Source organism: Phyllobacterium sp. LjRoot231 (genome assembly GCF_964253365.1).
Taxonomy (GTDB): domain Bacteria; phylum Pseudomonadota; class Alphaproteobacteria; order Rhizobiales; family Rhizobiaceae; genus Phyllobacterium.
The window spans coordinates 330,249-354,097 of sequence record NZ_CAXUQT020000003.1 but is presented as its reverse complement, the minus strand read 5'-3'; the positions used below and the strand labels follow the sequence as shown (position 1 = coordinate 354,097).

Annotated in this window: 18 protein-coding genes and 7 pseudogenes; 13 read left to right on the top strand and 12 right to left on the bottom strand. The window is 57.3% G+C overall.

Annotation, left to right across the window (positions count from 1 at the left end; translation table 11 throughout):
* Positions 1-17: 17 nt before the first annotated feature.
* From ACSQ3H_RS27820 to ACSQ3H_RS27805, 4 genes are all read right to left on the bottom strand, one after another.
* A complete protein-coding gene (locus tag ACSQ3H_RS27820; RefSeq protein WP_436120287.1) occupies positions 18-596 on the bottom strand; it encodes a Holotricin-3 precursor in 579 nt (192 codons plus the stop codon).
* A 526-nt stretch (positions 597-1,122) separates the two neighbouring features.
* A complete protein-coding gene (locus ACSQ3H_RS27815; RefSeq protein WP_436120286.1) occupies positions 1,123-1,770 on the bottom strand; it encodes an SHOCT domain-containing protein in 648 nt (215 codons plus the stop codon).
* A gap of 364 nt (positions 1,771-2,134) precedes the next feature.
* Entirely contained in the window at positions 2,135-2,320 is a 186-nt protein-coding gene (locus tag ACSQ3H_RS27810) for a hypothetical protein (RefSeq protein ID WP_436120285.1), read from the bottom strand.
* A gap of 265 nt (positions 2,321-2,585) precedes the next feature.
* Positions 2,586-2,795, bottom strand: coding sequence for a hypothetical protein (locus ACSQ3H_RS27805; protein ID WP_436120284.1), 210 nt, complete (start codon positions 2,793-2,795; stop codon positions 2,586-2,588).
* 476 nt (positions 2,796-3,271) lie between these two features.
* On the opposite strand from ACSQ3H_RS27805, the pseudogene ACSQ3H_RS27800 reads away from it, so the two are divergent.
* The 4 genes and pseudogenes from ACSQ3H_RS27800 to ACSQ3H_RS27785 all read left to right on the top strand — a co-directional run.
* Positions 3,272-3,565 (top strand): annotated as a pseudogene (locus tag ACSQ3H_RS27800) (DDE-type integrase/transposase/recombinase); the annotation flags it as partial.
* Positions 3,566-4,455: 890 nt separating this feature from the next.
* Positions 4,456-5,199, top strand: coding sequence for an SDR family NAD(P)-dependent oxidoreductase (locus tag ACSQ3H_RS27795; protein WP_436120283.1), 744 nt, complete (start codon positions 4,456-4,458; stop codon positions 5,197-5,199).
* 5 nt (positions 5,200-5,204) lie between these two features.
* A complete protein-coding gene (locus ACSQ3H_RS27790) occupies positions 5,205-6,140 on the top strand; it encodes an RNA polymerase subunit sigma-70 (RefSeq protein ID WP_436120282.1) in 936 nt (311 codons plus the stop codon).
* A gap of 423 nt (positions 6,141-6,563) precedes the next feature.
* Positions 6,564-7,429, top strand: a pseudogene (locus tag ACSQ3H_RS27785) (transposase).
* Positions 7,430-7,748: 319 nt separating this feature from the next.
* On the opposite strand, the gene ACSQ3H_RS27780 reads toward ACSQ3H_RS27785, so the two are convergent.
* Positions 7,749-8,693: a hypothetical protein gene (locus tag ACSQ3H_RS27780; RefSeq protein ID WP_436120281.1), complete on the bottom strand. Its 945-nt coding sequence runs from the start codon at positions 8,691-8,693 to the stop codon at positions 7,749-7,751.
* A gap of 455 nt (positions 8,694-9,148) precedes the next feature.
* On the opposite strand from ACSQ3H_RS27780, the pseudogene ACSQ3H_RS27775 reads away from it, so the two are divergent.
* Positions 9,149-9,424, top strand: a pseudogene (locus tag ACSQ3H_RS27775) (DNA polymerase IV); the annotation flags it as partial.
* Between the two features lie 430 nt (positions 9,425-9,854).
* On the opposite strand, the gene ACSQ3H_RS27770 reads toward ACSQ3H_RS27775, so the two are convergent.
* Positions 9,855-10,889, bottom strand: a complete 1,035-nt coding sequence (locus ACSQ3H_RS27770; protein WP_436120280.1) for an IS110 family transposase — start codon at positions 10,887-10,889, stop codon at positions 9,855-9,857.
* Between the two features lie 236 nt (positions 10,890-11,125).
* Here ACSQ3H_RS27770 and ACSQ3H_RS27765 point away from each other — a divergent pair, with 236 nt between their 5' ends.
* The 5 genes and pseudogenes from ACSQ3H_RS27765 to ACSQ3H_RS27745 all read left to right on the top strand — a co-directional run bounded on the left by ACSQ3H_RS27765 (position 11,126) and on the right by ACSQ3H_RS27745 (position 15,794).
* Entirely contained in the window at positions 11,126-11,800 is a 675-nt protein-coding gene (locus ACSQ3H_RS27765) for a protein-L-isoaspartate(D-aspartate) O-methyltransferase (RefSeq protein WP_436120279.1), read from the top strand.
* Positions 11,801-11,806: 6 nt separating this feature from the next.
* Positions 11,807-12,494 (top strand): annotated as a pseudogene (locus ACSQ3H_RS27760) (IS6 family transposase).
* Positions 12,495-12,666: 172 nt separating this feature from the next.
* The gene (locus ACSQ3H_RS27755) at positions 12,667-13,722 is read left to right on the top strand and encodes an IS110 family transposase (RefSeq protein WP_436120278.1); all 1,056 of its coding nucleotides are present in this window, start codon (positions 12,667-12,669) and stop codon (positions 13,720-13,722) included.
* A gap of 340 nt (positions 13,723-14,062) precedes the next feature.
* Positions 14,063-14,728: pseudogene (locus tag ACSQ3H_RS27750) on the top strand (IS110 family transposase); the annotation flags it as partial.
* 76 nt (positions 14,729-14,804) lie between these two features.
* Positions 14,805-15,794: an IS5 family transposase gene (locus ACSQ3H_RS27745; protein ID WP_436120276.1), complete on the top strand. Its 990-nt coding sequence runs from the start codon at positions 14,805-14,807 to the stop codon at positions 15,792-15,794.
* A gap of 308 nt (positions 15,795-16,102) precedes the next feature.
* Here ACSQ3H_RS27745 and ACSQ3H_RS27740 read toward each other — a convergent pair whose 3' ends face one another.
* The 4 genes and pseudogenes from ACSQ3H_RS27740 to ACSQ3H_RS27725 form a co-directional block, all read right to left on the bottom strand.
* Positions 16,103-16,396: a GYD domain-containing protein gene (locus ACSQ3H_RS27740; RefSeq protein WP_436120277.1), complete on the bottom strand. Its 294-nt coding sequence runs from the start codon at positions 16,394-16,396 to the stop codon at positions 16,103-16,105.
* 121 nt (positions 16,397-16,517) lie between these two features.
* Positions 16,518-16,802, bottom strand: a pseudogene (locus ACSQ3H_RS27735) (glycine betaine ABC transporter substrate-binding protein); the annotation flags it as partial.
* 304 nt (positions 16,803-17,106) lie between these two features.
* Positions 17,107-17,484, bottom strand: a pseudogene (locus tag ACSQ3H_RS27730) (transposase); the annotation flags it as partial.
* Between the two features lie 63 nt (positions 17,485-17,547).
* Positions 17,548-18,537: an IS5 family transposase gene (locus ACSQ3H_RS27725; RefSeq protein ID WP_436120276.1), complete on the bottom strand. Its 990-nt coding sequence runs from the start codon at positions 18,535-18,537 to the stop codon at positions 17,548-17,550.
* 1,078 nt (positions 18,538-19,615) lie between these two features.
* Between ACSQ3H_RS27725 and ACSQ3H_RS27720 the strand changes: the two genes are divergently transcribed.
* From ACSQ3H_RS27720 to ACSQ3H_RS27710, 3 genes are all read left to right on the top strand, one after another.
* The gene (locus tag ACSQ3H_RS27720) at positions 19,616-20,086 is read left to right on the top strand and encodes a hypothetical protein (RefSeq protein WP_436120275.1); all 471 of its coding nucleotides are present in this window, start codon (positions 19,616-19,618) and stop codon (positions 20,084-20,086) included.
* The gene (locus tag ACSQ3H_RS27715) at positions 20,083-20,382 is read left to right on the top strand and encodes a type II toxin-antitoxin system RelE/ParE family toxin (RefSeq protein WP_436120274.1); all 300 of its coding nucleotides are present in this window, start codon (positions 20,083-20,085) and stop codon (positions 20,380-20,382) included. Before ACSQ3H_RS27720 ends, ACSQ3H_RS27715 begins: the two co-directional genes overlap by 4 nt.
* A 120-nt stretch (positions 20,383-20,502) precedes the next feature.
* Positions 20,503-20,940, top strand: a complete 438-nt coding sequence (locus tag ACSQ3H_RS27710) for a hypothetical protein (protein WP_436120273.1) — start codon at positions 20,503-20,505, stop codon at positions 20,938-20,940.
* A gap of 297 nt (positions 20,941-21,237) precedes the next feature.
* Here ACSQ3H_RS27710 and ACSQ3H_RS27705 read toward each other — a convergent pair whose 3' ends face one another.
* Together ACSQ3H_RS27705 and tnpC are read right to left on the bottom strand one after the other, a co-directional pair.
* Positions 21,238-22,047 (bottom strand): class I SAM-dependent methyltransferase, encoded by an 810-nt coding sequence (locus tag ACSQ3H_RS27705; RefSeq protein ID WP_436117574.1) that lies wholly within the window; start codon positions 22,045-22,047, stop codon positions 21,238-21,240.
* A gap of 148 nt (positions 22,048-22,195) precedes the next feature.
* Entirely contained in the window at positions 22,196-23,797 is a 1,602-nt protein-coding gene (gene tnpC / locus ACSQ3H_RS27700; protein WP_436117573.1) for an IS66 family transposase, read from the bottom strand.
* Positions 23,798-23,849 lie beyond the last annotated feature (52 nt).

Sequence of the window (23,849 nt, the reverse complement as noted above, 5' to 3'; positions counted from 1 at the left end):
GGACTGGCGCTGAATGTCTACTGCCTTGCATCGAGCAGTGCGTTGACTTGGTCAATTTGATCGTCGGTCAGGGTACGGCCGAAATCCGATTCGAGTTGCGCCACCGAGTCATCCAGCGCCTGCTCGCGCAGTACGGGATCCGTCAGCGCTAGCGCCGCTTCGCGGCTACGCTCATAGGTGGCAATTTTGCCCACCGACGAGTTGGACGCTGCGCGCTCCCTTGCTCGCGCCGAAGCATGCGCCGCGTTCAATGGGCCAAGCGTGTTGTCATCAATTTCGTCAACGACGACATCGTCTTCAACATCAACTGAAGGCTTTAGCGCCTTTTGCGCTTTCGACTTATCGTGTTGGACCTTCGTTTTGTCGTGGGCGCTGGCCGACTTGCCGTGACCGGACAATTTGCCGTGATTACCGCTGTTGCCCTTGCCGCTGCCGCCGCCATTTCCATGACCGCCGCCGTTGCCATTGCCCCCATTGCCATTGCCGCCTTTGTCGGCAAGGGCCGGCCCAACAAGGCTGAATTGGTTTGCGGCTGTCCCTGCCACCACCAGACCAAGGCACGCGGCCACAACGAGACCAAACTTGAGCTGTTTCATACTCCACCTCCTGATAAGCGCTCTGCAAACTGAGCTGGTACTCGGCCCGAGTGCGCTAGAACTAACGGTTGATCACGTGTGAGACAAGACCTCGTGCACCCGGGAAGAGCTTCACCGCTTAACCTGCAACTAACTGTGCTCAGTCATTTTCGTTCCACGCGGAGTGGGAGAATTGGTCATCTCATCGCGCTCAGGTCGAAGGCGACAACGGAAATGCAGTTCCCGAAAGGTAAGGGCATCTTGGTGACGGACAGCATGAACCCGTTTGCTAGGCTTGGCGGCGTTGTTCAGGAGGTCACCAAATCGGGAAGGGTCATAGCCCGTGTCGAACTTTTCGGACGCCTGACGCCAGTTGAGTCAGCTCACCGCTGCCGCATAAGGCAGTGTCCGCTTCGCGCCACTTCCGGACCGTTGCTATTGATGGCGCGAAGCTCGCGTCCCGACCCATTGCGGTCGTCATCGCCCGGCGCGGCTCGATGGAAAGCCTTCCATTCACCTCCGTGTGGCAAGCCCCGTTCATCGGATGCTATAGTCGGCTGAGCAACTCCGACTCCTTGGCCTCGAATTCCTGATCCGTGAGAATGCCTTTCGCATGAAGTGCCGCGAGGAGTTCGATCTTGTCGAAGATGTCCTCATCCGACCGAAGCGCCTCCGGTGCTGGACGTGCCGCTTGTTGTGGCTCGGCGGATTCCGGCGCGGACGATGCGAATATCGAGGGCGCAGCCGTGGCGGCGGATGTTCCGGTAGCCGGCGCGTCCGCCGGTTCCTTGCCGCCCTGCCGTACCACATCCAGTTCCGAAATTTTCACCAGCCCATACTGAGAGGTAAAGCTCAGCGACTGGTCGCCGCTTTGCTGTTGCGAGAACCCGCCAATGCGATGGTCCTTCGTGTCATAGACCGTAACCCGGCCGCCGATATCGATCGCCAGCCGTCCGGTTGTCGGGAAAAAGGCATAGCGCAGGTCATTCTGCGCCCCGGTCGAGGCAGGATGCCCAAACTCCTCGGGCCACCAGTTCCCAGCCGACAACGCGCCAGGCACGAACAGGCTGACGCCGCCGCCCTGACCTTGATTTTGGGACTGGTGCGACGTCTGCAGGCCCAGAAAATCCATGCCGCGCACCAAGGCCGCAAGACCGCTCTGCAATCCCTCCCAGGGTTCGTCGGCCCTCTTCACTGAGTTGTCTCATCGTGATCGCCCTTGCCTGATAAGATTGCGGGCACGCCGCACCACGCCGGCGCATCCGTTGCAAGTGATTTAGCACGCGCCGCGGGGATGTCACGTTAATTCAGTATAGTGCTTTTGCCGGTTCTCCACGCCGTTTCGCAATCCGCTAAATACCTGATTTCATTGTCATGAGATTTTCTGCTTGACGAGTAGAAGGCAGTATTCCCCATTAACATGACATCCCCATGTGACAGCCCCCTAAATCCACTAAGACAGGAGCGTCAAAGGTCGCCTTCAATCACGATCCGTTTGAATACGTTCGGGAGCCGAGGAAGATTTACCGCCTAGCGTCGACGATTCCAGTACACCACGATCAATGTTTCGCCACCATCAGATCGCCCAGGGACAATCGTGGTTGCTTTATCCAAGACTGACGCGAACGCATCCCAGACATCAATGCCCTGATTTCGGCGCTGTCCACTCCGTCGCTCGCCATTACTTGGCGGATCATGGGCTCGGTCAGCAGTTCGTCCAATGTCGGTTCACGATACTCTACCATCGGAGGCTCCTTTTTGATGTTCATGACAGCCAGGAGAACGCCCCAGATGACGGTGCGATGTCCTCAATATGACCGTTCGGTGACAACTGCATCCTTTGATCATTATCCACCCGCCGTCTTTATGCAGAGCCCCAAAATTCTCAGACTGATCGAATACGAGTTCTTCATCGACCTATGGTGTGAACGCCGTGGGTCGCGGCGTTCATCTTTGGGCTTCTGCACGGCTTTGGCTTCGCAGCCGCGTTGAGCGGTAGGCCGCGTTGGCTTATTCGACTGCCGTTTCGGCGGCGATCCTGGCGTGCTTTGCAGCCAATAGCTCGGCATTACTCGGCTTGAACCGCTCCCCAACGTCCTGGTAGGTTGAATAGAGAACGCCGGCCACGAAAAGGACCGCAACGCCGTAATCGCACACCTTCACCAAGAATGACCGGGTGTGTCTGCCTTCGTCATCATAATAGTTTCGAGTTGTTTTCATGGCTCACCACATCGTTTTGCGTGAAGCGGTCGGAACCCAGGTGCACAGGCGCGCGGTGATCGTCCCTGCGGCTGCCAAAATACTGAGTGGGCTCTTGCGTAACATAGTGTTCCTCCTGTTCAGGCGGCGTGGTTGCCAAGCCGTCGTGAAGAGCCGGGCGTTGCAAACACATGCATCACCCATCCCTCCTCGGGATCGGCGAACTCATGGATGGCCTTGCAATGCAAGCCTGCGGGCAGAGGCTCTTGATACGTGACGCGGTTCAGTTAGCTCCGACAACACCGGTGCTCGTCAGCTCTTAATTCTCTGATTTCTTTACGCAAACAATAAAAATCACAAAATTTCTCGGCGGTTTAAATAATTAATATCTATATTTTCTCCTAAAAGAGCAGGAAATCAATACATCAATTCGGATTAACTTGTCTCCGGCGTGTTAAACGACAGAGCGCCAATGAGCAATTCTTGTCGTCGCCTAGCGTCAGGTCATGCCGGACGTCGAACATCGCTCCCACAAGGGTCTTAACAACCGGGCGGAGAATTCGCATGTGCCATTGCAAAAGCGAGAACGAATGATGCAGGGCTTTCGATCGCCAGGATCACTACAACGCTTCGTCGTGATCTTTTCGGCCCTCAGAAATCTCTTCGTTCCGCCGCGCGCCAAACGGTCAGCATTCGCTGTCCACCTGCACCGCCTCCGCGCCATGACGGAGTGGAAATCTGTGACTGGAACGCTTGCTCGGCGATGTAAAAACAACGATCTTCGAAAATAGTTCCCGTAAGTGAGGCTTGGCCTCATTGCGTCTTGGAAGAATACCCTTCAGCCAAGCCTCTGCTGCACCCGGGGAGGACTACAGCGCCTTCAGTATAGCTCCATTGCACGGACTACAAAACTAGCGTGCTATGATCGACCCGATAAAAATGGGTATTTGCATGGGGCGGCGTGGCTAAAAAAAGAGGCTCGGCGGAGCATATCTGGTGGTCGTCGTGTACCTCGACGCCGAGCCCGTGCCACTTAGGGTATATGGCACAAGAACCTTTTGTGCCCGACGCACGCACAAAGCAGGAATGCGCAACATCGAGCTCGTGCCGGTACCAGCATCTGTATTTTGCAGCAGTTCCCTACGAGCATCAATCAATCGCGGGTTGCAATAATTGGTTATACAGAAGCCGCCAAATAACTGAGCAGCGCTGCCAATGCTACGCCAGTGAGAAATATTCCCGCATACGGCCCGAGGGAATTGTACACCGCCCACGCTTCGTCTTCGTCTTCGTCAAAATCATCTGTCATAGCCCGCTTACCTCACAGATGAAGAGGTTTGGCGCATTGAGAAACTGACCAAATCTCTGAGTGCTATGGATTTGATGGGCTAAGAACGGAGGCCATAGCTAGTGGGGCCCAGATTGCCCACGGTTTTTTTCCATGGACGATACTGAGCCCCTTATCGGGATGACTGTTGAACTCGCTCAACGCTTTCCCGACGTTGGTAAAACTCATTTCTGCAACAATGGTTCCAAACAATGCTTTGTGGGCCCACGCTCTTCGAGCGGTTACGAACTGTGAAGATAAGCGCAAGCGGTGAAAATAATTTCGACCGGCGCGATGCATCACCGGGCGCCGGGACGTCCTACTCCACGTCACTATCATGGAGGAGCCCCCGCAATGAACGATTTGTCCCGTACCCCCGTCACCCTCATCGGTGCCAGCCGCGGTCTCGGCCGCGTCCTGACCGAAACCTTTTATCGTCTCGGCGCGCAGGTGCTGGTTGTGGCACGGGGGCCGGCCGGCCTCGACGCCGTGGCGCGCGACCTGCCGGGCGTGGCGGTGCTGGCGTGCGACGCGTCGGCGGCCGATGCGCCGGACCGCGTGTTCGCCGTCCAGGCGCCGCGCATCCTGATCCTGTGCGGCGGCGCCATGCCGCCATGCCGCCCCTTCCCCGAGGTCGACTGGGAGGAGTTCAGCGGCAACTGGAACAACGATGTGCGCATGAGCTTCCATTTCCTGCAGGCGGCGCTGAAGCGGCCCCTGCCGCCGGGCGCTACCGTCGTCACGATCACAAGCGGCGCCGTGCGCCAGGGCTCGCCGATTTCCGGCGGCTATGCCGGCGCCAAACAGATGCAGATCTTCATGACCGGCTATGCCCAGAAGGCGGCCGACCGCGCCGGCCTCGACCTGCGGTTCCTGTCGCTGGCCCCGGCCCGCCTTATGCCGCAGACGGACATCGGCGCGGCGGGGGTCAAGGGCTATGCCGCCTATAACGGCACTAGCGAAGCCGCCTTCCTCGAGGCAATGGGGCCGGGGCAGACGCCGCAGCAAGTCGCCGACGCGCTGCTCGACCTGATCGGGGAGGCGCCGCCGGGCGGCAATTTTATCGTTTCCCCCGATGGGGTAGCGGCGCTAAGCTAATGCGAATGGAGACTTCGATCGCAGATCCCGATGCTTCAGGCGCGCCCGATGCGTCAGGCGCCTTTTCCGCCCTGGCCGGCGCCATGCGCTTCGAGCTGACGCGCCATTGCTATCGCATGATGGGCGGCGTGCAGGATGCCGAGGACTGCGTCCAGGAGACCCTGCTGCGCGGCTGGCGCGAATTCGCCAGCTTGCGCGATGGGACGGCGGGGCGGCCGTGGCTTTACAGCATCGCCACCCGCGTCTGCCTCGATGCCCTGCGCACGCGCCGGCGGCGGCAAACCCTGTTCGGCTCCAGCCTCGATGAGGTCGAGCCGGGGACGGGGCCGTGGGTCGAACCGTGGCCGGGAGGGATTCCGTCATCCGGCCCTGAACGCGCGCAGGACATCCGGTTGGCCTTCATCTCGCTGCTGCACGGGCTGTCGCCGCGAGCCCGCGCCGTGCTGCTGCTGCACGACGGCGTCGGCATGACGGCGGCGGAGGCGGCGGCCGCGCTCGGCATCAGCGTGGCGGCGGCGCGCAGCGCCCTGCAACGGGCGCGGGCCGCCCTGCCGCCGCGGGATGTCGTGGCGGCGGACGACGCCCCGGTAGAGGCCTATGTCGACGCTTGGAACGCGGGCGACGTCGGTGCGCTGATCGGCCTGTTGCGCAGGGATATCGTCCTAACCATGCCGCCGTGGCACCGCACATTCATCGGCCGCGACGAGGTGGCGCGCTTCATGACCGGCGTCTGGCCGCGCTATCACGGCTTCCGTGCCGTGGCCGTCGTCGCCAACGGGCAGCCGGCGGTGGCCGTCTACACCCGCCGCGATGCCGCGCCATATTTGCCGCATTCCCTGCATGTCCTGGCAGGTAGCGGACAGGTCGGCGAAGTCGTCCTCTATGCCCCGCCGCTGGGCGCGAGCCTGTTTGCGGCCTTCGGCCTGCCGCCGACGGGCTGATGCATAGCGCAGCGCCATAATGTTGGGTTCTTCTCTATTCGGCGTGTTGAGGTCAAGCGCTTTTGAGCTTTCCGTTCTGTCGGTGATTGATGTCTTTCGCGGATCCTTGCTTCTTCTCTATTCGGCTGGCAAAGGTCAAGAGCCTCTTCTGGCAACCGTTTCCAACAACTTTAGATATCCCGACGGGTTCGCTCTTCTCTCCGGAATCGGCACTTTGGCCCTTCCATGATGGGTTCAGATGAAACAAGTGGAACAATCTTCGGGGCGTTCTTACTGCCGTGTTGGCAGCAGAACTGAGAAGAAAACGAACTCACTTGTTCTCCGTCCCGTGTGGGTCTTGGTGCATGGAGGCGCGGTTACCGTGGATAGTTGGTTGAGGATTTCAGCCTAAACAGGGAGCATCTTCCAAGTTGGATGCTCGCCATGCCTTTCAAACATAATTCCGCCCGCCGCCACCGGATCCCGAAACAGCCATTCAAGGTGACAAACTGGGCGGAATATGAGGCGGGTCTGCGCAAACGCGGCAGCATCACATTTTGGCTGAGTGATGAAGCGCTTGCAGTATGGCACGCGCCCAGGCGCAAGACGCCCGGTGGCCAGCCACGCTATTCAGATCTGGCGGTTGAGACCTCGTTACAACTCGGGTTGGTCTTCGATCTGCCGTTGCGGCAGATCGAAGGATTTGTCTCGTCGTTGTTTAGCTTGATGAGCGTTGAACTGCCAATCCCGGATCATACGACATTGAGCCGACGGGCTGGTCGTCTGAATACTCATAAGAGTAAACCAGAAAGAAATGGCGGATCCGGCAAACCGCTGCATGTCATTATCGATAGTACGGGCTTGAAAACATACGGCGCAGGTCAATGGCTTGAAGACAAGCACGGCGTAAAATCCCGGCGGCGATGGGCTGCTTCATGGCAGATGGCGCTTATGACGGTAAATCAGCATATGACACGATTCAGTGGCATAGCGCAGGTGTCAGGATCATCATCCCACCGCGTCCGCACTTAATTCCAAAAGAGATACTCGGACCACCGACACAGCGGGAGGGCCATGTCGCTACCATCGCCGAAAGAGGCCGCATGTCATGGCAGGCGAGTACCGGATATGGCAGACGTTCATTGGTCGAAACGACGATGAGCCGATACAAGTCCATCATCGGCAATCGGCTTCGGGCACGTAGATTTGCCAACCAGAAAGCAGAGGTTACCCGCGCATGCGAAATTCTCAACCGCATGCTTTCATGTGCACGCCCGAAATCCGTCCGCGTCAAAGGCGTTACGGCATAGAACAGACATCCAAGACCGAGCTGCGTCTTCATTTCGATCCATGCACCAGAGCCAATTGCGGCACTAAGAAAAATGCGTTTCTCCGATCGGTAAGCAGTATCCCCTAACCAATCCTGCACGCTTGTGCCTCACCTACCGGATTGCCACGAGGACCGGAGGGGATGGCCATGGGATAGCCGGCAGTGTCGAAATCGATACTCCTTTGCGGCTCAGGTCGGCGGCCATAGCTCAGGGCAACCGAAGCGGCGATCGACTCAGGTGACAAAGTTGTCGCCACCTGGGTCGAAAGAGTCGGATCATCGTACTAAATACGTCAATCTTAAATAGGTTGGAGTGGCCACTGGAACGTCCGGAGGAGGACCTCTGGGTCGCACCAGATTAAGGTTCCTGCTCCTTCCAGCTGGATGTCGAACCGGACTTCAAGATGTGCAAACAGTGGGCTTGCTGGATTAACGCCACCGAAAGCGACTGCGGGCATTAGCTTGAGGCCAGGCATATTTACATGAACGCTTCTATCTGCGTTCTCCTCGAATATAAGAACATCATGCGTTTCGGCGTTGCCCAGCACGATCGGGCTTGGCCCTGTGGGACCTAAACCGAACTGGAGCACAGTTTGCCGAAGATGAAGCCAGCATTTGGACCACAGGTCGCCCGTGGTGATGTCGTCATCACCAGTGTAACCTAACAATCCTCCAAATAGTTCGATGTGGGGTGTCGATATAAAACGACCCGAACTTGAGGTGGGAAGCCGCTCGCGCTGAATTTCAAAGAAGGCAGTCGCCCCAAAGTTGGTATTGAACAGATCTCCGTCGTGGTGAGTGGGGCCACCCGTGAAATGAAGCCCGTCATCCCCCCAATTTGCCGCCATGTGACCCGGAATGAAGGGGTCGGTTTCGGCCCACCAGAAGGTGTGGTCAATAGGTGCAACAGGAGCTTGCTCCTGTTCATGCATGTAGTCGGACCACTTTTTAAATTTGGCCGTGGCGAGAACTCCATCTGAAAATCGATCAAACTTATGTTTCCGGAGTTCCTCCAAGTGGGCCAAGGTCTCCAAAGACGCCAAGCCATCTTTTACCAACCACTTCTGTCGGTTTCTACGTTCATCTGAATTCGGCCGAGCAAGTGTGTCTAATTTAGCCTGATTGTCCAAAGCTCGAATATTTTCATCCTGCATCTGCGTAAAGAAGTCCACGACTTCAGTAGGTACGGGATGGTTTGGATTTCGCATGATTTTGGCGGGTGCGTTATGATCTGGATTCTGCATAGCTTCAGTCCCCTCTAAAGAGCGTTAGAATGCTGATGAATCACTGGGCGTACCTTCAAGCCGCTTTGCGGTGGATACGTTCGACATAATCAATTGTATTAACCCGCCGAGTGTACCACCTCTGCCATGGAACACCAACGCACTGTTCTCTAATCTTTAATAGCTATGCTGCTGCCGGACCTAGTATCGATCGCCAATCCGCTGAACGACAGGGTGGGTAACGCGCTTGAAGCTTCGGCATCGAGGCAGCGCGCCAGGACAGGCACCGGAGGTATGGACGATGACTTCTAAGGTCGATCCACGAGCCAACAGCACATTCGTGTAGATGCCCCGGATATCTCATTCTGACACACTACGAGCCCGACCATGCGGTCGGGTCCAAGGAGCCAAACCCTTTTATTAGAAGCCGCTTGGACTGAAGGTTCTATCGGGAGACATATTCTTGAATTGATAGAATGTGTGAAAATATCGACATGGACGCATTCTACGCATCGGTCGAGCAGCGGGACAACGCCGATCTACGTGGCAAGCCGGTCGCGGTTGGTCACGGGGCGGCGCGCCGTCCGTAACGGCGATGCGCAAATGTCCAGACCTCATCTTCGTGAAACCGCGCTTTGATGTCTACCGGCAGATATCAAACCAGATCCGGGAGATTTTTGCGGAGTACACATCGCTCATCGAGCCGCTGTCGCTCGACGAGAGCCTACCTTGATGTGACCGAAAATCACAAGTCGGAAAATCGATCCGCATGCGTTGACTTGGGAGCAATTTGTGAAACGCAGCAATTGGCAAGGCGACCTGCTGTCCTATGGCGCCACGTCTGAGGCCGAACTTTTGTCGACGTGACAGAGGCGACGCTGGTGATGTCATGTCTGGATGTATATGGACCCCGCCCGATTGCAACAGGTTGGCTGGATGAGGGTTGATGGTCACAACTGCTGATGTATATCCGGCTTCCTGATGCGGCTTGATATTCTTCGCCGCGAGCCTCGATGGATTTTCGCACGCTTTCACCTCAATGGCGCCGAGACATTGGCAAAAGCCATGCCGATCCAGACATCAGGTTCGGAAAGCGACGGGAGTGACCGTTTCACCATCTCCTGCCTTATGTTGCAATTGCCAGGGTGAGACCTCCTTTGCTTGTTTTCTCTACCAGTATTCTCAGGCCGCCGCCGTCACCGATAGGGCGGGCTTGTAGAACGTATCGCCGGAGAGCATGGCCCACACGATCCGCGCGTTCTTGTTGGCGAGCGCGACGGCCGCGATGTTCGGATGTCGTCGTTGCCTCAAGTGGCCGAGCCAGAGGCTGCGCGGATCCTGCTTGCCGCCCACTCGACCCAAGGCGGATCGAGCGCCATGGATGAGCAGGGTGCGTAAGTAGCGGTCACCGCGTTTGCTGATGCCAAACAGGCGAGCTCGTCCGCCACTCGATCGCTGCTTGGGGACGAGCCCCAACCATGCTGCAAACTGACGGCCATTCTTGAAGCATGTTCTGTTCCCCACGGCCGCAATCAATGCCGTTGCGGTCACAGGGCCAATGCCTTCAATCTTCCCGAGCCGCTGGCACTGCTCGCTATTGCGGAAGATCTCGCGTATCCGCTGGTCAAAGGACTTTATTCGGACATCGAGTTCGGCCATTTCCGCCTGCAGATCCCTCATGGGTGACCGGACAAGATCGCTGAGGCCGTCATCGATGTTCCCGACAATGTCGGCAAGGCTGCGTCGCAGTTGCGTGATATCACGGGCAATGACAATCCCATGTTCAGAAAGAAGCCCGCGGATCTGATTGACGAGCCTGACCCGGTCGGCAACCAGGCGCCGGCGAATGCGATGGACCGCCTGCACCGCCAATTGATCCGTGGATTTCGGCGGCACGAAGCGCATTGACGGCCGCCCAACTGCTTCGCAGATGGCTTCCGCATCATTCCGGTCGTTCTTGTTGGACTTCACATATGGCGTCACGAACTGAGGGCTTATCAGACGCACCTCGTGACCGAAATCCTTTAGCACTCTTGACCAATAATGCGCGCCGTTCGAGGCTTCCATTCCGACCAGACACGGTGGGAGATTGGCGAAGAACGCAGACACCGCAGCACGACGCAGCGTCTTTCGCACGATGACCTTCCCATGCGCATCAACGCCGTGAACCTCAAAGACATATTTCGCTAGATCAAGACCTATCCGAACAGCTTGCATGACACTCCTCCTTCATCGCAATTGATGTTCGAGATTCCACCTCACCGCGAGGGCGGGGTCCATACCATTGGCGCCAAATCTCCAGGATCGCGGCCGATAGCCTGCCAATATAGCGGCGGCCCCAAATCTCCCGCGCTTGCCGCGGGCCCCTCACTGGAAATGATGGCGGGCGTTACTGTAACAAACAGGATATAAAGTTATCTGGCAGCAGACTGGTTGAGGAAAGCCCCACCGTCATGAAACCGATGAACGAAGAGCACCTTGCGGTTCTACGCAGGCACATGGTCGAGATGATTGCGATCCATGCCGACCTTGCAAGCGAAGAACTCGGCAAGGCAACGCTCGATGAGCGGGTGATGGAAGCGATGCGGCGGGTACCGCGGCATCTCTTCGTGCCAGCCCCGGTCGCGCCTTATGCCTACCAGGACATGCCGCTGCCGATCGGTTTCGACAAGACCGTCTCGCAGCCCTTCATTGTCGCTCTGATGACCGATCTCCTTGCTCCCCAACCGCACGAGGCGGTGCTCGAGATCGGAACCGGCCTGGGCTACCAAACCGCAATCCTCGCGGAACTCGCCGGGCAAGTTTGGAGCGTCGAAATCATCGAGGAATTCGCGAGCCGTGCCGAGGCTCTGCTGCAGGGCCTCGGCTTTTCCAATAGCGCCATTCGTGTCGGAGACGGGTCTCGCGGCTGGCCCGACCACGCCCCATTCGACAAGATCCTGGTTAGCGTGGCAGCTGAGCGGACGCCGCCGGCTTTGCTTAAGCAGCTCAAGCCAGCGGGACGTCTGGTTCTGCCTTTGGTGTCTGAAGAAGTACAGTTTCTGACTATCATCGACAAGGATGCGGCAGGGCAACTCAAGACTCGGAAACTCATCCCGGTTCGGTTCAGCCGGCTCGAAACCGTCTAATGGGCGTTGTCACGTTGTTTTCGGCTTAACCGTTCGAGGATAATTCTTTGGGCATGACCATGCCCGCTATCAGTTACAAGAACCATCGTTTCCCGCCGCAGATCATCGCTCGTGCGGTCTGGCTGTATTATCGGTTTCCGCTGAGTTTGCGTCTGGTCGAGGAAATGCTTTTGGAGCGGGGCATCGTCGTTTCCTATGAGACCATCCGTCGATGGGGCGGGAAGTTCGGTCCCGCCTATGCCCGGCAACTGCGCCGCAAGAAGCCTTCGCGCCATGATATCTGGCATCTGGATGAGGTCGTGATCTCCATCGGTGGCAGAAAACACTGGCTTTGGCGCGCCGTCGATCAGGATGGCCACGTTCTCGATGAGATCGTCCAGACCCGCCGAAATACGAAGGCGGCCAAACGGTTGCTGTACCGGCTTCTGAAGAAGCAAGGGCTCGCCCCCAAGCGCATCATCACCGACAAGTTGCGATCATATGGAGCGGCGAAGCGTCAGGTCATCGCTCTCATAAGGGCCTCAACAACCGCGCGGAGAACTCGCATGTTCCGTTGCGAAAACGGGAGCGCACGATGCAGGGCTTTCGATCCCCGGGCGGCTTGCAACGTTTCGTCTCGATCTTCTCGCCTCTCAGAAATCTTTTCGTTCCAGATCACACAAAACCTTCTGCCAACCAAATTCGCAATCACTGACTGAAAGCCATGGCTCAGTGGAAAGCCATCATTGGCCAGCTCGTCTGAACTGTCAGCACAGCATTAACGCGCCCGTCCTTCAAACAATGTGATGTAGTGGATGGCGCCCTCCTGCGGCATCAAGTGTGCCAGAATAGGTTCGTTGCAAAACCTTTGAGAGGAGCCATCCACCATGGACGAGATTACAACGATTGGGCTTGATATCGCAAAGAATGTTTTCCAGCTGCATGGCGTCGATGCGCATGGACAGATTGAACTGCGCAAGTCGCTGCGCCGCGGACAGATGCAGCAGTTCTTCGAGAAACTGCCTCCTTGCTTGATCGGAATGGAAGCTTGCGCTACAGCCCACCACTGGGCACGGACCCTGATGACATCTGGCCACGACGTTCGCCTGATCCCTCCGGCCTATATCAAGCCTTACCTGCGCCGGCAGAAGAACGACGCCGCTGACGCTGCCGCAATCTGTGAAGCGGTCACCCGGCCATCGATGCGGTTCGTACCAGTGAAGAATGAAGAGCAGCAAGCCACATTAATGTTGCACAGCACACGCGATCTTCTGATTTCGCAGCGGACAGCGCTGATCAACGCGTTGCGGGGACATTTTGCTGAACTGGGTATTGTGGTTGCTCAAGGCGCGCGCAATGCCCGGCAACTGACCGCCATCGTCAATGATGAAGGTAATACAGTTCTGCCTGCGAGTGCACGTCATGCTCTCCAACCCATTGCAGCGATGTTGGTTGATATCGAGACGCAGATTGGCAAACTCGACAAGGATATCCTAGCTACTCATCGCAATGACAATGTCAGCAAAAGGCTTGCCACCATTCCCGGCATCGGAACTGTCACTGCATCATGTCTTTCGGCCAGCGTTCCGGATGCGAGCGTATTTAAGTGTGGGCGGGAGTTTGCTGCCTGGATGGGTCTCGTGCCCAGGCAATTCTCAACGGGCGGTAAACCAAGACTTGGCTCCATTTCGAAGATGGGTAACCGGCGTTTACGAACACTGCTCGTCGTAGGAGACCATGCCGCGCTCTACAGGATGAAATCCGGCAAGACTCGAACACTATTGGCTGATTGGGCACGAACGCTGTTATCAAAGAAGCCCTTCAAACTGGTGGCGGTCGCCCTTGCCAACAAGATGGCGCGCATCGCATGGGCAGTCATGGCAAAAGATATTGATTATGAGCCTGGGTCCAACGGTCACAAGGTTGTGCAGATAATAGCCTGAGGAGCTTCAAAAGCATTCGCCCTTCCAGGCGAAACAGTTGGCGGAGTGACCATGGTGTGATGTGAAAGCAAAAGCGGAATGGACCGCACGAACCGGAAAACCCGTGGCGCTGTCTTGCGCAATAAAGCGCGTCAATGTGAGAGGGACCAGATCAAGCGGAAAACATCAGGGCCAGCGGTCATGACGTACCGCACGCAAAGGCCGGAGACATGACTGCACCCGACCCGCCAAGCTTAAACATTGCTCAAAATCACCTTGCCAAATGGGCGTCAATGGTATGGACCCCGCCCTCGCGGTGAGGTGGAATCTCGAACATCAATTGCGATGAAGGAGGAGTGTCATGCAAGCTGTTCGGATAGGTCTTGATCTAGCGAAATATGTCTTTGAGGTTCACGGCGTAGACGACCACGGCAAGGTTGTCTTGCGCAAAACACTGCGTCGTGCCGCGGTGACTGCGTTCTTCGCCAATCTGCCGCCGTGTCTGGTCGGGATGGAAGCCTCGAACGGCGCACACTATTGGGCAAGAGTGCTCACCGATCTCGGTCACGAAGTCCGGCTGATCAGCCCTCAGTTCGTAACGCCGTATGTGAAGTCGAACAAGAACGACCGGAATGATGCGGAAGCCATCTGCGAAGCTGTCAGCCGGCCCTCAATGCGCTTCGTGCCGCCGAAATCAGTGGATCAACTGGCGGTGCAAGCCGTTCATCGCATTCGCCGGCGTCTGGTTGCAGACCGGGTCAGGCTCGTCAATCAGATTCGCGGGCTTCTTTCTGAACATGGGATTGTCATTGCCCGTGATATCACGCAACTGCGACGCAGCCTTGCCGACATTGTCGGGAACATCGATGACGGCCTCAGCGATCTTGTCCGGTCACCCATGAGGGATCTGCAGGCGGAAATGGCCGAACTCGATGTCCGAATAAAGTCCTTTGACCAGCGGATACGCGAGATCTTCCGCAATAGCGAGCAGTGCCAGCGGCTCGGGAAGATTGAAGGCATTGGCCCTGGGCGTTGGTGCATGAATAATTCTTGAACGGTTTGGGCATAGGCCTGTTGGATCGCAATCAATCTGATCCGAGCCCATGCCGTTCAAACATAATGCCGCCCGCCGCCATCGTATTGGCAAAATGAAGTTCAAAGTGACAAACTGGCGGGAATACGAGGCAGGTCTTCGCCGGCGTGGTAGCCTGACATTATGGGTAACGCCGGAAGCATTGGCCGGATGGCATGCGCCCCGGCGGAGAATCTGTGGCGGCCAGCGCCGGTATTCCGATCTTGCCATTGAGACAGCCCTGACACTGGCTTGCGTATTCAGCCTGCCCCTTCGCCAGACCGAGGGATTCATCGGGTCGATACTTGATCTTTTGGGACTGCAACTGCCTGTCCCTGATCATACGACCTTGAGCCGCCGGGCACAGAAATGGGAACGACCAGCCGGAAGACTGCCGTCGATGCCGGACGGGCCAATCCATGTCCTGATCGACAGCACTGGGTTGAAAATATACGGCGCTGGCCAAAGGCTGGAAGCCAGGCACGGCACCAGATCGCGGCGCAACTGGCGCAAACTCCACCTGGCGGTGAACGCCAATAACGGGGACATTGTCGCAGAAACGTTGACCGATCAGAACACCGATGATCCTGCGCAGGTGGAGCCATTGCTCAACCAGATCGATGGTGCGATTGGCCAAGTTACAGCCGATGGTGCCTATGACGGCAAGCCCACCTACCGGGCCGTTCTTGAACACAGCGATACCGCCAACATCGTCATTCCACCTCGTTCGACGGCGGTGGAAAGCAATGGCGATACGGGGCCGCCTGCTGATCAAAGAGACAAGCACATCGCGGCGATCGCAAAAGACGGTCGGCTGAAATGGCAGGCAACCACCGGCTATGGCAAACGCTCATTGGTCGAGACCGCGATCGGTCGATACAAGGGGCTGATCGGTCGACGCCTGCGGGCACGTTCGTTTCCGGCTCAGCAGACCGAGGTTGCCATTGGCTGCATCGTGCTCAATCGCATGCTGGCATGTGCACGACCAAACTCTGCCCGCTGCCAAGAAAAGCAGGCGTAATCGCCAACATCGAAGAACCAATTGCGTCCGTTGACAACTTCAGCTGCATTCATGCACCAGCGCCTGGATGAAGCCGAAGTCGACGGGCCTGCATGGACAATACCGTCAAGCCCATGATCCAGACGCCCGGACCGTTCACGCAACGCCGGCGGTGATCCCGCGCTACGGCGCGTGCGGTCGCCGCATGCCATGCCTCTGGCGGCGCTCTGGTTGCCCCATCACGAGGACTTGCGGCGCAGCACGAGGGAACAGCCCAGAGGTCTGTTGGTGCAAGAGCTAGGCTTCTGCCATTCACCAAGACACTGACTTCAAGCCATCTTACCTATGATCTGCTGCATATCGGCAGCGTCGAACGCTCGCAGCGTTTGGGTTTTGACATTGCCGAGTTCTGAAACCGACAAACTAAGGGCAGTTGCGGCCAAGTCATCGGCGGCCTCGACAATGCTGACGACATCGTGTTGGCCGAGTGTCCATAAGAGCGTGTGGACCTTGGCCCCGCTCTTCTCGGCCATCGCTTTGAACGCTTCGGCACGCTCCGGCGTATCCCTTACCGCCCGAACGCCTTGATCCGTGAAATTTACGAGCAATACGTAATATGCCATGTCTACCTCCCTCGACTAAGGAGGCGTGCGGGCGCATCAGGCGGAACCGCCGTTTCTCCCGCATTCACCCTATCATAGACCGTACGGCGGTGCATCGGAGTTTTCACACAGCCTTCGTGAACTGCGGGCTTGTGAAAATAGCGCCCTTGCCAGCGTCCTCCGGCGCGGGAAAAAGTTCCGGATGCTTCAGCGCGTCCTGAATTGTCTTGATCTCGGGGTGAGCCTCGGCGACATATTTCGGTATCCAAAGTCCTTGAATCCCGCCGTCAGAGAGCGGTTCGGATACAATTTGCAGCTTTCCCTCTTCAACTCCATGTTTGACGATATCGGGAACAGTATCGATCCAACCTTCCGGCGCAATGTCGGGCTGGCCTTTTTCCGCCATCGACGTTATCGAAGGCACCGTGTGGCGCTGTCATGTCTGGATGTATATGGACCCCGCCCGATTGCAACAGGTTGGCTGGATGAGGGTTGATGGTCACAACTGCTGATGTATATCCGGCTTCCTGATGCGGCTTGATATTCTTCGCCGCGAGCCTCGATGGATTTTCGCACGCTTTCACCTCAATGGCGCCGAGACATTGGCAAAAGCCATGCCGATCCAGACATCAGGTTCGGAAAGCGACGGGAGTGACCGTTTCACCATCTCCTGCCTTATGTTGCAATTGCCAGGGTGAGACCTCCTTTGCTTGTTTTCTCTACCAGTATTCTCAGGCCGCCGCCGTCACCGATAGGGCGGGCTTGTAGAACGTATCGCCGGAGAGCATGGCCCACACGATCCGCGCGTTCTTGTTGGCGAGCGCGACGGCCGCGATGTTCGGATGTCGTCGTTGCCTCAAGTGGCCGAGCCAGAGGCTGCGCGGATCCTGCTTGCCGCCCACTCGACCCAAGGCGGATCGAGCGCCATGGATGAGCAGGGTGCGTAAGTAGCGGTCACCGCGTTTGCTGATGCCAAACAGGCGAGCTCGTCCGCCACTCGATCGCTGCTTGGGGACGAGCCCCAACCATGCTGCAAACTGACGGCCATTCTTGAAGCATGTTCTGTTCCCCACGGCCGCAATCAATGCCGTTGCGGTCACAGGGCCAAGGCGCTGGTGCATGAATGCAGCTGAAGTTGTCAACGGACGCAATTGGTTCTTCGATGTTGGCGATTACGCCTGCTTTTCTTGGCAGCGGGCAGAGTTTGGTCGTGCACATGCCAGCATGCGATTGAGCACGATGCAGCCAATGGCAACCTCGGTCTGCTGAGCCGGAAACGAACGTGCCCGCAGGCGTCGACCGATCAGCCCCTTGTATCGACCGATCGCGGTCTCGACCAATGAGCGTTTGCCATAGCCGGTGGTTGCCTGCCATTTCAGCCGACCGTCTTTTGCGATCGCCGCGATGTGCTTGTCTCTTTGATCAGCAGGCGGCCCCGTATCGCCATTGCTTTCCACCGCCGTCGAACGAGGTGGAATGACGATGTTGGCGGTATCGCTGTGTTCAAGAACGGCCCGGTAGGTGGGCTTGCCGTCATAGGCACCATCGGCTGTAACTTGGCCAATCGCACCATCGATCTGGTTGAGCAATGGCTCCACCTGCGCAGGATCATCGGTGTTCTGATCGGTCAACGTTTCTGCGACAATGTCCCCGTTATTGGCGTTCACCGCCAGGTGGAGTTTGCGCCAGTTGCGCCGCGATCTGGTGCCATGCCTGGCTTCCAGCCTTTGGCCAGCGCCGTATATTTTCAACCCAGTGCTGTCGATCAGGACATGGATTGGCCCGTCCGGCATCGACGGCAGTCTTCCGGCTGGTCGTTCCCATTTCTGTGCCCGGCGGCTCAAGGTCGTATGATCAGGGACAGGCAGTTGCAGTCCCAAAAGATCAAGTATCGACCCGATGAATCCCTCGGTCTGGCGAAGGGGCAGGCTGAATACGCAAGCCAGTGTCAGGGCTGTCTCAATGGCAAGATCGGAATACCGGCGCTGGCCGCCACAGATTCTCCGCCGGGGCGCATGCCATCCGGCCAATGCTTCCGGCGTTACCCATAATGTCAGGCTACCACGCCGGCGAAGACCTGCCTCGTATTCCCGCCAGTTTGTCACTTTGAACTTCATTTTGCCAATACGATGGCGGCGGGCGGCATTATGTTTGAACGGCATGGGCTCGGATCAGATTGATTGCGATCCAACAGGCCTATGCCCAAACCGTTCAAGAATTATTCATGCACCAACGCCGCACAACATCGAAGTGGCTTGCCACGAACCCGAGGCCTAACCCTTCCATCGACCCAATTGCTCGGTCGAATTAAGTCTCGAATGAGGCCCCAGTAAAGCTCTTGATGGGAGTCGAACCGTCGACCTGACTATCTGGCCAATGTTCCGGAAGGCTAACTTTTCGAAAGGATTTCAATATAAGAAACAAGCAACGGTGAAAGAAGAACCCAGCGAAGAGTGCTCCATGGAGAACCTTGGCCATGCGAGTGGATAGGTACTGCACTGCGCGGGCTTGCATCGTTAATAACGATTGCAATTTCAATGTTTTATAGATTTTTCCGGTAGGTCATCTTGCGTGCTTATTCACACAAGTCACTGTCACAACTCCTACCCAGGAGAGCGGCTTCCGGTGAATTTTTCGAATTGCAGTCCTTTGTGGGAAGACGCCTGCCTGAGGCGGAAGCGGCTCGGTCATGCGTGTCGCTTCCGCCCGGCAATGTCTGCGCGCTTCTCAAAGACCTTGATCCAGCCTACTCTGTGCCGACCAGTGGGCAAATGGAGTCGATGATCCGGGAAATGACGGCCAAAGACCCAAAAGAACTCACCTGGCCAACACATAGCGGGATAACAGGAGGTAACGATGGATCTCAAGGACAGGCGCCTCTGGTACGGCGTAGCCGTGATCGTGGTATTGATCGTGATTGCCTATGCGGCTGGTTGGTTTGGCGGGACGCCGACACCAGTGCCACCGCAGTGAGAGCGGTCGTCATTCTCACTTGGGGGCAGCCGCTCACTCTCTGAAGGTCGAAGGGATCCCTGATGGCTGTTGCGCTGGTTCGGCTATCTACGCACAAGCTGGACCGTTTCTGAGATGGCTTGCGCTCACTTATGGACGGACCTGTCCCTTGATCGCGCGCCCAGGGGCAGGAATGCAACCGCCCCTACAATGCTGATAGTCTTGCAATCTATAATTATTCGCATATCCTATTAATAATAATTTGATCCGCAAGGAGGTGCGACCCTCATGACTGCCGAAACAATCGACCACACCACACTATCCCGGCTCGTGGAGGCTGGCGCCGTGCGCGGGGCGCATGTCGTCGGCCAGGCGGGCGGATGGGCCGTCACCGTAAAATACGGCATGGCAGAGCGGTCACTCGCGGCGCAGCGGAGCCGACAAGTCCGCCTGTTCAAGCGCATGGAAACGCTTGTGTCCTATCTCAAGGCTGTGGGAATCTCCCACTTCGACGTGGATGCGGCGGATTACACGCCGGAAGGGGGCAAGGATCATTCCCGGCCGGATCGGGCCGAGGCGCTGCGCCGTGCACACGAAGCCGCCGCCCATGACAAGTGGTTCCGCCAACAGGTCGGGGAAGCCATACGTGAGGCAGATGACCCGAGCACCGTTTGGGTTAGCAATGACGACGCCAACAAGGGGTGGGCGAAGAAGCGGGCAGCGCTTGCCGCACGGATTGCCGCCGGAGATAAGGCTTGATTGTTGCTTGGCTCCCGCGAGCACTCGCAGATCGGGACGCGCAACTTGACTATATCGCGGCCGACAATGTGAACGCCGCCATCGAGCAAGGCGACAGGATCCAGCACCAGGTCAACTTGTTGGCCGATCACCCGGTGATGGGAAGGGTGGGACGAAAGCGCGGTACCCGTGAGCTGGTGATCTCCCGAACACCGTTCGTAATCGTCTACCGGGTGCGCCGGAGCACGCAACGAGTCGAGATTCTGCGTGTCCTGCACGGTGCGCAGCAATGGCCACCCAAGCCCCTCAAATTGTAAGATGCCTTGACTGCGGTGATGCCCATTGTGCTTGCCCAGTTTTTTCTATCGGCCACTGGATGAAGCTGGAACATTTTCCATCACAGTTGGTTGATGTCGCATCATCTGCAGGAGGCCAAAATGAAACACCATGCACTCGAGCAGTTGCAGATCGTCGCCGAGGTCAGTCAGGACTACCCGCGCCAGATCATGTCGCGCAATGAACGTCTTGAACGCTGGGCGGAGCTCCTCGACCGGGATCCTGGCCGGCGCCTCTCGACGCTGCACCAGACTGAGTATCAGCCGATCAGGGAGCGCGCGGCCATGCGCAACGACGGCTCGCCGATCTCGGTCGCTTTCGAGGACCCAGTCTTCCGCGCAGCCGGGCTGGAAAACGACAGTTACTGCGAAGCGCAGCGGTTCTTCGAACTGACCGATCATCAATTGCACCGGGTCATCTGCTATTGCCATTTCGGAGAAACGGTGAACGCCGCGACGGCCGCCTATCACATCCGTAAGGCGCTTACCGGGAAACAACGAGGTGTGTTTGCCCGGTTACACGAGATGTTCGCCGGATAACGTCGGCAACGTTTCGCGGGGTCAGTGTTGAAGCGGCTCGTCCGGGTTCGTCGAGCCGCGGTGACGGAGTTTTGCTGCAAATAAGCCAGACCCGTTCCGGACCTCGTCGCTCGCTGATGCCATGCCGACGCAATGGATGCTGGTACCGCCACACGATTTTGCTGATCAGTTCAAAACCGGGCAACGTGCGTGCCAGCAAGGTTAGCGTTTAGGCGCCGCCGAAATCCCGAACGAAAGCGGATGCAATCCGTTACCTGGGTAACCGTGGCTTGTGGACCGCCCACGACGGACGTGATTTCAAGCGCGCGCCGTCACTATCCATACGGAAGCCAGCAACTGTACCTTGGAGGGATCACCCAAGGCGGCCAACGCCTCACGCAATAGAGGCTCCGCAGCTCTACGAAGGGTGGGGTTCTCGCGAACGATCTTTCCGAGCGGTCCTACTTTCAGAAGCACCGAGGTCATCGCGTCAAGATTTCCGCTCGATACCTTTTCATCGTGCGACTGGATATCGATCTCTTTGAATCCTGCCGCCGTAAGGATGTAGCGAACGTATTCGGGATTAGCGAAGCTGAAAGGAGTCTCATCGACGGCCGACTGAACTCTCACTGCAGAGACCGGAAAGTAATCCAACTCGTTATCTTGAAGTGAGCGCCAGCAGCTAAACGCCAGCCGACCAGCCGGTCTTAGAATGCGACGGAAGTTGGCGAAAGCGGTTACCGGATCAGCAAAACTCATCACACCAAATCGAGAGAACGCAGCATCCATGCTCTCAGACGGCAAATCCAAGGACTGAGCATCCGCTTCGATCAATCTCACCTGATTGAGCGGCTCCGTTCTCTGCTTGGCAATTTCCACGAGTAACGGCGCGACATCTACCCCGATCACTTGACCCTCGGTTCCAACCCGTTCGGCGAGTTGGAGAAGGGTCTGTCCAGTGCCGCATCCTATATCGAGAACAGTCTCTCCCGAACTCAGCCCTAGCGCTTCCACGGCCCTCAGTCCCAAGGAAGAAAGCTGAAGGTCAATCAGTTCATATCCTTCTGCCCACGCTTTTGCGTGGAGCTGAGCCGAAGACAAAATGTTGGTTGAACCTTGGCTGGACATTGGAGGTCCATAGCAGGGGCTTAGGGGCCCGTCCACACCTAGCACGAATGGGAGATTCAGCACACGTCCGCGCAAGTTCAATCTGCTGTTGTCCGCCATTGGCTCTCAATGCCAAAGCGTGACTGTTCACGAGCTCTCCTGCTACTTGCTATGCCGCTTTTGCATGTTTCTTTGGCGTTTGCCAATTCCACGGCAGCAGCTCGTTGATCCGGTTGATCGGATGTTCTGCAATGTGATTGATGACATCGGTCAGCCAGGTTTCTGGATCGAGATCATTCATCCTGGCTGTCTCAATGAGTGTGTAGATAGCTGCAGCGCGTTTTCCTCCGGCATCGGAACCTGCGAAGAGATAATTCTTGCGACCCAGAGCCAGTGGCCGGATTGAGCGTTCAGCTGCATTGTTACTCATTTCGAGTCGGCCATCAGTCGTGTAGCGGGTGAGCTGATCCCAACGCAGCGTGGTGTAACGAATTGCCCTTGCCAGATCGGTCTTACCGCTGATGCGGGCAAGGGTTCCATCCAGGAAGGTCTTTAAGTTCTCAAGCGGCGGGATTGAATGATCCTGACGAACGGCAAGTCGCTCTGCCGGTGATTTCCCTCGGATATCTGCCTCGATGGCAAATAGTTCGGAGATCAAGCGCAAGGCATGATTGGCTGCCGGCGAGCCCGTGCGCTCGTAATCTTCGTAAAGATACCGCCTTGCATGCGCCCAGCACGCCACCTCACTCAGACGCGGTTGTCCAGTAACGGTATCTGGCGCGTAGAGACTGTTGAACCCGCTATAGGCGTCAGCATGCAGGAAGCCACGGCATCCTTTGAGAAGGGCTTCTGCCTGTTCGCCCTTTCGATCAGGCGAGTAGCGGTAGAAAGCAGCTGGTGGTTCTGTCGATCCCCATGGCCGCTCATCACGAACCAGGGTCCACACCCGTCCAGTCTTGGTCTGCCCACGCCCGGGATCAAGTACCGGGACAGGTGTGTCGTCCGCATGCAGTGTTGCCCCAGAGCGAACATGGTTGCCGATTGCTTCCACGAGCGGAGCTAGAAGAGCCGCCATGGCTCCAATCCATCCGGCCAAGGTGGAACGATCAAGCTCCACACCAGAACGCGCATAGATTTCACTCTGGCGATACAGCGGCAGGTGATCGCAGTATTTTGACACAAGTACATGTGCCAGCAAGGCAGGTCCCGGGCGGCCGCGCTCAATCGGCAATGACGGCATAGGAGCTTGGACAATCGTCTCACATGTACGGCAGCTCAACTTGGGGCGTACATGCACCACACATTTGAAGTGAGATGGCACATACTCCAGCACCTCGCGCTCATCTTCGCCAATCTTGCTAAAGTTTGTGCCGCCGCAGTTGGGGCAGGAACAGGCCGCCTCATGCACAAGCACTTCCCGGGGCAAATGTTCCGGTAATGGTTTGCGTCCAAGCGGGCCACGGGGACGCGGTGTGGATGCGGGTTGTTCGGCATCTGTCGAAGTGGCATCCCCTTGAATCTCAGTCTCTGCCTGGCTTTCCTCAAGATCGCCGATCAGCAATTCCAGCTGTTCGATTGTCCGATCAAGCTTTTCCGACGAACGACCGAACCGGGCACGGCGCAGAATGGCAAGCTGCGCCTTCAGCTTTTCGATATGCAGCGTCTTGGTGTAAATTTCGGCATCGCGAGCGGCAATCTCAGCCTGCAATCGTGCAGCAAAAGCGCGCAATTCATCCGGATCGGAAGGGAGAGAAGCAACAGCCAGAGACATGGCGATTGTCTAGCATGGACAGGCGTTCAAAGCCAGATTCCATCGGTAAAAC